Origin of the sequence: uncultured Campylobacter sp. (assembly GCF_937997535.1) — a bacterium.
In the GTDB taxonomy this organism is placed as follows: domain Bacteria; phylum Campylobacterota; class Campylobacteria; order Campylobacterales; family Campylobacteraceae; genus Campylobacter_B.
Genome location: NZ_CALKTT010000080.1, coordinates 23,050 through 32,671, shown reverse-complemented (window position 1 = coordinate 32,671; position 9,622 = coordinate 23,050). Strand labels below are relative to the sequence as shown.

Below are 9,622 nucleotides of genomic sequence, written 5' to 3'. Positions count from 1 at the left end.
TTATCATACCGGTAGATTGCTGATTTAGCTGCATTTGAGAGTAAATTTGATGCACCTTGTTTTCGCGGATTAGATTCGCTACGGCATTGTTATTTAGCAAAATTTCATGGATCGCGATACGTCCACCGCCAAGCTTCGGCAAAAGCGATTGCGAAATGACCGCGGTAAGTGAGACAGAGAGCATATTTCGTACTTGGAGCTGCTCGCCACCATCAAAGCTATCGATAATACGGTTGATCGTTTGCATCGCGGAGTTGGTGTGTAGCGTACCAAATACCAAGTGACCGGTCTCTGCAGCGGTAATGGCGATCGAGATAGTCTCTCTATCACGCATCTCGCCCACGAGGATAATGTCCGGGTCCTCACGCAAGGCAAATTTTAATGCATTAGCGTAGGAATGGGTATCGGTGCCGATATTTCTGTGAGAAAAAAGCGCTTTTTTATTGGTATGGACGAACTCAACCGGATCTTCAACGGTGATGATGTGCTTGCGCTCTTTTTCGTTGATCTCGTTTAGCATCGCGGCAAGAGTAGTTGATTTACCACTACCAGTAGGCCCGGTAACCAAAATCATGCCTTTTTCGTGCTTGACTACCTCTTTAAAAATCGTAGGGGCTTTTAAATCATCCAGGCTAGGAATATCGATAGGAATAATACGAAATGCGGCAGCCAAATCGCCGTTCATAGTGTAGTAGTAATTTCCACGGAAGCGTCCGATATTAGGAAGCTCGATCGCAAAGTCAAGCTCTTTATTTTCCTCGAGCGCACTTTTTTGAGCATCGGTAATGAGCGCGTAGCAGATATACTCGATATCCGTGCCCTTAAGCGGATCCATGGCAAGTGGGCGCAGTGTGCCGTCAATACGTATTTGAGGCGCCGAGCGCGAAACTAAGTGGAGGTCGCTCGCTTTGTTAAAAACGACGGTTTTTAGTAGGGTTTCGATATCTACTAAATTTCTTTGAACTTCTTCCATAAAATTCCTTTCAATCTATGATTTTCGGTACTACGAAGTAGCCGCCTTCGGACTGCGGAGCATGCTTTAAGACGCTTTCTGCGACGTCGCTTTTGCGTGGAATATCTTTGCGAAACGGAGTACCGCCTTTCAGCGTAGTGATAGCCGCCTCGCCGCTTTGTAAATCCAGCTCATTTAGAATTTCCACAAAATCTACGATATTATTTAATTGCCCTTTAAATTCTTCTCGCTTAGCATCCGGAATTTTAAGAGCGGATAGCCTTTCCAGCTTACTTAGCAAGGTATCGTCTATTATCATAACTTTCCTTTTTCTGATAAATGCGACATTATATCATAAAAATTCTTTATCTTAGGCGGTATTTAAAATTTTTTATGCTACAATTACGCCGATTTTCTCAAATAAAGGACTGAATTTTGGCTTTAAAAGACGACATTGAAGGCGTGAAAAAAGAGATTGGTACAGAAGAGCAGTTTCTAGAAAGCGTCATAAAAAGTGAAATTTTCGTAAAAAAATACAAAAAGCCGCTGATATTTTTGGCTGCGGTTTTGATCGTAGCATTTATCGGATATTACGCAAATGAATTTCTAAGCGATCGCCGCATAGCAAGTGCTAATGCGATCTATGACGAGCTGCTTAACAAGCGCGATGACGCTAAGCTAGCCGAGCTTAAGCAAAAAGATATAAATCTATACGCTCTTTATATTTTGCAAAACGGCTCTGCAGACGAGCGAGCGGCGCTAGAAAATACCCAAGGCATCGATGTTGTGCTAAAAGAGATAATAAATCTACAAAACGGCAAACAAGGCGGAGTGCTACTCACCGATTACGATTCTTTGCTCAAAGGCTACGACCTACTAAAAGAGGGCAAAATCGAACAAGCTCACGCAGAGCTAGATAAAATTCCACTCAACTCGCCAGTTCGTCAAATCACACTTGCTTTGAAACACTATGGAGGCAATAAATAATGAAAAAAACGCTGATATGTACGCTTTTACTATCGTTTTTATTTTTGGGCTGCTCGACGAAGCGCCAGTATTTCGAACCTAGCGACGAAAACATCACAGGCGATATGAAATTTAACGGCTCGCTGCCGTCGGAAATCGTAGCGGTTAGTAAAGATGGTGCTACGCTAAAAGACGGCGAAGTCATCTCTAAAAACGGATTGGTGAAAAATTTAAAAGTCCTAAAAAGTGAAAAATTTTTAGGTGAATATGATGGAAATTTCGTCGTAACTGACATCAATGGCACGCTTAAAGTAGTTGGTAGCACAGGTGCCGTAAAATTTGAAAAAGCCCTCGGCAGACAAGCGCTCAGTGCAAATATACGCGGCGATGATTTGGCTTTAGTGATGAGTGATGATTCGATCATGCTTATCAAGCTAAGCTCGGGCGCAGTGGTACTCAATCATAAAGTCGGCGATGCATTCGCAATCGATTCGCGCGTAGCGTCACCAATATTTATCAACCAGCTTATCGCTTATCCTGCACTAGACGGACTAGTCAGCATCGCAGAAAACGTAGGTGGGCGCTCGGCACGCGATTTCGTCGTGAGCAACCAGCCGTTTTTTAACAACATTATCGCCTTAGAAAACAAGGACGATAACCTTTATGCCGTAACTGCCACTAGGCTAATGCTGGTAAGTCCTGCGGGCAATAAAAACCATAACGTAGACATCAAAGACGTGATTTTTAGCGGCGATAGAATTTATCTTTTCTTAAAAGACGGCAAAGTCGAGCTACTCGATCGCGGGCTAAATTTACTCAAATCGCGCAAATTTACCTTCGCGCAGTTTAGCGGTGCGCTGCTTAGCGGCGGTTATCTGTATATCATCGAGCGTAACGGCTACGTGATCCGCACCGACGAAAATTTAGAAGGCCAGGCGATCTACGAGCTAAATGGCGAGTTCGAGGATAAGTCTTTTATCGCAGGCAGCTCGTTTTACTACGACGATAAAATTTTAAATTTTGATGCTAGATAAAATTTCAAAACTCTGCGTTCGTGAAGGGCTTCTGCTTCAAAAATTCCAAACGCTAGATATCGCTAGCTTCACGCGCTCGCGCTCATATGGCGCGTATTTCGGCGTGGATCTGAAAATCTACAACGTCCTTTTATTTATGCGCGACGCAAAATCTCGCTTTGTAATGCGCGACGCGGAATTTCTGCTCTCACTCGCAAGCGACATTAGCACAAGTCTCGGCAAGGTCGTCAAGAAGCGCGTGCTGTTTTACAACTCGCAAATGTGCTCTAAAAGCGCGAAATTTTTAAAAGAAAACGGATTTAGCCTCTATGCTTTTGTGTGATGTGGGAAATTCCAGAGTTAAATTTTATAAAGGCGGCGTAACGCAAAGCATGCCCATAGCGGAGTTTATGCGGTACGAGCCGAAAGAGCGAATTTTTTTCATTAGCGTAAACGATAGCGTGAAAAAAAAGCTGAAAAACCCTCTATTCGTCGATCTGGCGCCGCACTTTGAGCTAAAAACCGCCTACCGCGGGCTCGGGATCGACCGCATAGCGGCATGCTCGGCGGTGGCGACGGGTATCGTCGTCGATGCGGGCAGCGCGATCACCGTGGATTTGATGTTTAGAGGCTCGCATTTAGGCGGATTTATAATGCCCGGTATTAGTACGCTTTTAAAGTCGTTCGCAAGCATCGCGCCGGTGCTGGACGTGACGCTTTCAACCAATATCGATCTGGACCCGCTACCGCAAAAGACCGTAAGCGCCGTAAACTACGGGATTTTAAAGCCGATAGTACTTGCGATCGAAAATATCGCGGGCAATAATAAAATTTACTTTACGGGCGGCGACGGAGCCTATCTGATGCGGTATTTTCGCAACTCGATCTACGAAAAGGACCTGATCTTTAAATCGATGGTAAGCTTAATCGCAAAAAAGGGGCTCGCATGATAACCATAGCACTTCCCAAAGGCCGCATAGCCGACGACACGCTTAAAATTTTCAAAACCATCTTCGGGCTTGATTTTGCTTTCGAGGATCGCAAACTCATAATGCAAGAGGGCGATTTTAAATTCCTCTACGTCCGCAACCAAGATATCCCTACTTACGTTATGGGAGGCGCGGCGGATATCGGCGTAGTGGGGCTTGACGTGCTTGAGGAGCATCGCCCGGACGTGCTTACACTGCTCGATCTTAAAATTGGAAAATGCCGCGTCTGCGTGGGCGTACATGCGGGTACGCAGCTAAACTACGGCGCTCCGAGCCTAAAAATCGCTACGAAAATGCCCAACATCACTCGCGAATACTTCGCCTCAAAAGCCGTCGCCGTAAATATCATCAAACTCTACGGCTCGATCGAGCTCGCCCCGCTCATAGGGCTTGCCGACGCTATCGTCGATGTCGTGGAGACCGGCGCTACGATGAAACAAAACGGCCTACAGCCCGCAGAAACCATAATGCAAAGCTCCGCACACCTCATCGCCAATAAAAACAGCTTCGTACTAAAGCGCGATGAAATTTTAAATTTAAGAGATAAACTAGCCCGCACGATCGCGTAAATGCTCGCTTGCCCTGCCACGCAGTGCTTGCGGCAGGCGCGGCATATTTTGCGTGAGAATCATCACCACTTTGGCGCGCTGTCGTTTAAAAAACCGCTGCTGCGTATAGAATTTTACGGCAGCAACCAACCGCACCGATTAAATTTAAACAATTGATTTATCAAGAAGCGGAAGCGCTGTCAAGCCACGGGGCGTAAAATTTTAAAATTCTATCGCTACAAATTTTAAAAATTTAGCCTAAATTTACAGTTCGTAGAATTCCGAAATTCTAAAACCCTGCGGCATAGAATTTCAAAATTCCAAAATCTCGTTCCACAATTTCACGCCGTAAAATTTCAAAATTTTGCAAGTTCTAAATTTAGGCTCAAATTCAAAAGGCTTGGAGAAAGCGGGGTTTAAGAATTTTACTCGGCGAAATTTTACCGCGATAAAATTTTACGTAGTAAAACTATGCCTAAAATTTCAAATCCGTTAAAGTTTAAAATTTTAAAGCTGCGCGGGGATTCGCCAAAGTAAAACTTCGCAAAAATTTAGCTAGAAATTTAAAAGTGTCCGCGCCATTTATTGTACCGAACGTAGGCTAGCGCGACAATATAATTCAACTATTCAACTCTGTCGAGGTATGGCGAGCTGTTATTGCGGTAACTCAAACAGCATGCTACCAAGCCTCACCGACGCAATAAAGCAGGAAGCGGTCTATGTGCCTGTAAATTTGTGGCAGATAAAATTCCGCCTCGATAAACGCAATAAATTTAGATATCACGGACGATCTGCGTGATTTTAGTTTTTGCGTGCAGCACAGTAAATTTTACATGCAGCAAGCTTTGAGCCGAAAATATTGTCGTCTCTTATCGCGGTCGCGCCAAAAAACCATGACTGTTTGTGACGCCAAAAGCTACTTACGTGCAAAGCGAACAAGAATAAAATTTTACCAACCTGGCGCGACGAAAGAGCCGCACCTACGCCGCGATGATTTCGCGCACCTTTTCGGTGAAATTATCACTCACGATGTATTCGGTCGGATAAACGAGCACCTCGCTGCCGTTGCGAATCCGTAGAATCAGCCGCTTGGTGTTTTTTAGCGCCGTGTCGCAAAAGGCGAGATGGTAAATTTTATAAATTTTCTCGCGGCTAAGCTCGCCCAAGCTTAGCTCAAACTCGAAATCCTGCGCGTTTTTGCGCTGTGCCTCGCGCTCTTTGCGCGCCTTAAGGACGGAATCCTCCGCAGTAAACCCGCCCCTTCGCTCCGCGAAATTCCCGCTGCCGTAGCCGCCGCCTCGTTCGCCACCGAAGTTTCTGCCGGAGCCGAAATTGCCGCCGCTAAAGCCCTCACGCTCCCTACCGCCAAAGCCTCGCACCTTGCTAGGCACGTAGCCGTCGATATTTTGCGCGGCATCTAGGGTTAAAATTTCATCCAGATAAATTTGAAATTTCCCGCCGTAAGGACTCGTGTTTTTGCTAAGCCGTGCCCAAAACGCCATCGGGCGCTCCAGCTCCGCGTCCGTTAGCGCAGTGACCGCATCGCAAATATCGCCGAATGCACTCATCTCGAAGCTGCCCGCAAGATCGAGCACCGTAAGATTTGCCATCTGCTTACCCGATTTGGTCGTGCGCGCAAAGACGTTTTCGATCTTGCCGACGCACAAAATTTTAACGCTCGCGTCCTCTTCGCCCACCAGTTCGTCGAATTCGTTCGATTTAGTATGTGTAATCGCTCTAAGCTGTGCGGCGTAGGTTTTGAGTGGATTCTCGTTCAAAAATACTCCCGCGCGTGGACGAAAGCTCGCATCTCGAGCGTTTTGCAGGCTCATCATCGAAAGAAACGACAGCTGATACGCCGCGCCGCCGACCGCGCTTTTTGAAATTTTAATCATAAAAGCGTACGGACGCTCCCGCTCCTGCGGGCTTAAATTTTCAATCGCCTTTAGCGCATTATCGAACACCGCAAGCTCGAAGCTGCCGTGCAGATCAAGCACATTTAAAATCCCCATTTTTTTGCCCGTTTTCGTCATGCGCGTGGACAGGTCCTCGATCCGCCCTACGCTAAGCACCTCGGCGCTATCGCCCTCGATCTCGCTAAACGCCGAGGATAGCGTGTAGTCGATGCCCTCCATCTCCTCTTTATAATCATCCAGCGGATGCCCCGAGAGATACACGCCCACGGTCTGCTGCTCAAATTTTAAAATTTCGCCCTGCGGAAATTCCTTGTCGGTATCGACGAAGCTTACGCTCATGCCGCTCGTCATATCCTCATCCTCGCCAAAAAGCGAGCTTGCGGCGTCCTTTTTAATCTCGGTGATCTTTTTCATCACGTCTAGGATATTTTCCATATTTTGAATCATCGCTAATCGGCTCTTACCCAGACAATCCATCGCGCCTGCGTAGATCAGCGACTCGATGACCTTTTTATTGACGCGGAAATTGTCCACGCGCGAAGCAAAATCGTCGATACTTTGAAATTTAGCCTCGCTTTGAAGCTCCAAGATATTTTCGATCGCGGCGCCACCCACCCCCTTGATCGCGCCGAGACCGTAGATGATCGAGGTGCCCGATTTGGAGTTTTCGTCGTCCACGACGCTAAAACCTCTTAAACTTTGATTGATCGACGGCGGCAAAAGCCCGATGCCTAGACGGCTTGCCTCGTCGATATACTTTGAAATTTTATCGGTATTGCCCTCCTCCGAAGTAAGCAGCGCCGCCATAAACTCCGCCGGATAGTAGGTCTTAAGATAGGCTGTTTGAAAGGTGATCATCGAATATGCCGCGGCGTGGGATTTGTTAAAGCCGTAGGAGGCAAATTTCATAATCAGATCAAATAGCTCATCTGCTTTTGCTACGTCAAAGCCCAGTTCTTTAGCGCCGCTTAGATACTGCTCGCGCATGTGAGCGAGCTTCTTCTCATCCTTCTTCCCCATCGCGCGGCGCACCAGATCGGCATCGCCCAAGCTAAAGCCGCCCACCTTCTGCACGATCTGCATGACCTGCTCTTGATAGACGATGATGCCATATGTTGGCTCTAAAATTTCTTTTATCTCTGGGAAGATATAGCTTGCTTTTAGCTCGCCGTGTTTGATCCTGATAAAATCAGGGATTAGATCCATAGGCCCAGGGCGGTAGAGCGAGATCATCGCGATGATATCCTCGAAGCGGTCGGGGCGCAGGTTCATCGCCAGATCCTGCATGCCCGCGCCCTCGATTTGGAAAATCCCTAGCGTGTTGCCGCTTTGAATCGTTTTGTAAGTTTGCGGATCGTTAAAGTCTATCTCCTCCCAAACTATGTCGCGATTATAGCGGCGCTTGACGAGCTTGATGGCGTTATCGATCACATCAAGGTTTTTTAGACCTAAAAAGTCAAATTTTATCAGATCTACGTCCTCGAGATAGTTTTTGGTGTATTGCGTTACTAGGCGCGCATCCTCGCCCTTATCCTGCTTAAATAGCGGCGCTTTATTCCACAGCGGCTCGTTTGAGATCACCACTCCCGCGGCATGCATACCTGCGTTACGATTTAGCCCTTCAAGGCCCAGCGCAAATTCCCAAACCTGCTGTGCGATCGGATCTGCGTCGATAAATTCTTTCAGCTTCGGCTCGGCGTCGTAAGCCTGCTTGAGCGTGATGCCGAGCTTATCGGGGATCAGCTTCGCCATCTTATCGGCTTGCGAAAGCGGCATATCGCAGACGCGAGCTACGTCGCGAATAACGCCGCGCGCAAGCAGCTTACCGAAGGTCGCGACCTGCGCGACGTTGTATTTGCCGTACTGATCGATGACGTAGTCGATCACCTCGCCTCTGCGCGCCTGGCAAAAATCCACGTCGATGTCGGGCATCGAGATACGCGACGGATTTAAAAATCGCTCGAAAAGTAGATTATACGGGATCGGATCGAGGTCGGTAATGCGAAGCGCATACGCGCAGATGCTACCCGCCGCAGAGCCGCGACCGGGGCCAACCGGAATGTCGTGATCCTTCGCCCAGTTGATGAAATCCTGCACGATGACCATATAGCCCGAAAAATGCATGTTTTTGATGATGGCAAGCTCCTTTTCCAGGCGCTCGCGATAAATTTCATGATTCTGCGGATCGATAAATTTAAGGCGCTCTTTAAGCCCCTCGCGACACAGATGATCGAATAAAAAATCATCGTTTGCAAAGCTATAGCGCTCATCAGGCTGCGGCAGCGAAAGCCCGAGCCTAGCGGCGTATTCGATCGTAAATTTAAAATTCGGCGGCGTCGGCGCGTAGTCCTTCTCATCGAAGGCAAATTTGAGATTGCACTTTTGCACGATCTCGGCGGTATTTTCTATCACTTCGGGGATATCCGCAAAAAGCCGCCTCATCTCCTCGTCGCTTTTTACGTAAAATTCCGAAACGACGTGTTTTAGGCGGTCGCCGTCGTTGATCGTCTTGCCCATCGATATGCACTGATAGACGTCGTGGGCCTTGGCGCGATCCTTGCGCGAGTAGTGAGCGTCGTTGGTGGCGATGATCTTGACGCCGATTTCGCGCGAGAGGCGGATGAGATCCTTATCGACGTTTAACTGCTCGCCGATGCCGTGGCGCATGATCTCGAGATAAAAATCCTCGCCGAAAATTTCCTTATACTCAAGCGCCGCTTTTTTCGCCGCTTCGTAGCCGCCCGCGCCGCGCTTTAAATTTCGCTCGCTTCTATTTAGATGAAATTCCACCTCGCCCGCTAGGCACGCTGAGGAGCAGATGAGCCCCTCGCTGTGCTCTTTTAAAATTTTTTTGTTGATCCTCGGATAGTAGTAGAAGCCGTCCAAAAACGCGCGCGAGCTAAGATACATTAAATTTTTATAGCCCGTCTCGTTTTTGGCAAGCAGTATCAAGTGGTAGCGCTGGCGGTCGCTTTTATCGCCGATATCATCGTGGTTGTGCAGATAGGTCTCGATGCCGATGATCGGCTTGATACCGTGCTTTTTCATCGTCTGATAAAAGTCTATCGCCCCGAACATATTGCCGTGGTCGGTGATCGCGCACGCCTTGGTGCCACGGCTCTGCAAAAGCTCGGCGAGCTCGCTTACTTTATTCGCGCCGTCTAGCAGCGAATACTCGGTGTGAAGGTGCAGGTGGGTGTAGTCGCTCATTTTTGATCCTTTTTTGATTTGGAGATTA

Annotated in this window: 8 protein-coding genes; 5 read left to right on the top strand and 3 right to left on the bottom strand. The window is 47.7% G+C overall.

The features are described from left to right. Together Q0117_RS07600 and gatC are read right to left on the bottom strand one after the other, a co-directional pair. Positions 1-973 (bottom strand): PilT/PilU family type 4a pilus ATPase (locus Q0117_RS07600; RefSeq protein WP_297924262.1); only part of this gene is annotated, 973 nt, incomplete at its 3' end. A gap of 10 nt (positions 974-983) precedes the next feature. Continuing rightward, complete coding sequence (gatC, locus tag Q0117_RS07595; protein ID WP_295151191.1) at positions 984-1,271, bottom strand: Asp-tRNA(Asn)/Glu-tRNA(Gln) amidotransferase subunit GatC; 288 nt, start codon at positions 1,269-1,271, stop codon at positions 984-986. A 116-nt stretch (positions 1,272-1,387) separates the two neighbouring features. On the opposite strand from gatC, the gene Q0117_RS07590 reads away from it, so the two are divergent. The 5 genes from Q0117_RS07590 to hisG are packed head-to-tail and all read left to right on the top strand — an operon-like array spanning position 1,388 to position 4,489. Then, positions 1,388-1,939: a hypothetical protein gene (locus Q0117_RS07590; protein WP_297924260.1), complete on the top strand. Its 552-nt coding sequence runs from the start codon at positions 1,388-1,390 to the stop codon at positions 1,937-1,939. Beyond that, positions 1,939-2,952 (top strand): L-seryl-tRNA selenium transferase, encoded by a 1,014-nt coding sequence (locus Q0117_RS07585; RefSeq protein WP_297924258.1) that lies wholly within the window; start codon positions 1,939-1,941, stop codon positions 2,950-2,952. Before Q0117_RS07590 ends, Q0117_RS07585 begins: the two co-directional genes overlap by 1 nt. Next, on the top strand, positions 2,939-3,274 hold the full coding sequence (locus Q0117_RS07580) for a hypothetical protein (protein ID WP_297924255.1): 336 nt from the start codon (positions 2,939-2,941) through the stop codon (positions 3,272-3,274). Before Q0117_RS07585 ends, Q0117_RS07580 begins: the two co-directional genes overlap by 14 nt. Then, positions 3,261-3,881 carry a type III pantothenate kinase gene (locus Q0117_RS07575; RefSeq protein WP_297924253.1) on the top strand — a complete coding sequence of 207 codons (621 nt, stop codon included), beginning with the start codon at positions 3,261-3,263 and terminating at the stop codon, positions 3,879-3,881. The genes Q0117_RS07580 and Q0117_RS07575 overlap by 14 nt, the downstream gene beginning before the upstream one ends. Beyond that, entirely contained in the window at positions 3,878-4,489 is a 612-nt protein-coding gene (gene hisG, locus Q0117_RS07570) for an ATP phosphoribosyltransferase (protein ID WP_297924251.1), read from the top strand. Before Q0117_RS07575 ends, hisG begins: the two co-directional genes overlap by 4 nt. 959 nt (positions 4,490-5,448) lie before the next feature. Here hisG and dnaE read toward each other — a convergent pair. Then, positions 5,449-9,594: a DNA polymerase III subunit alpha gene (dnaE, locus tag Q0117_RS07565; protein ID WP_297924249.1), complete on the bottom strand. Its 4,146-nt coding sequence runs from the start codon at positions 9,592-9,594 to the stop codon at positions 5,449-5,451. Positions 9,595-9,622 lie beyond the last annotated feature (28 nt).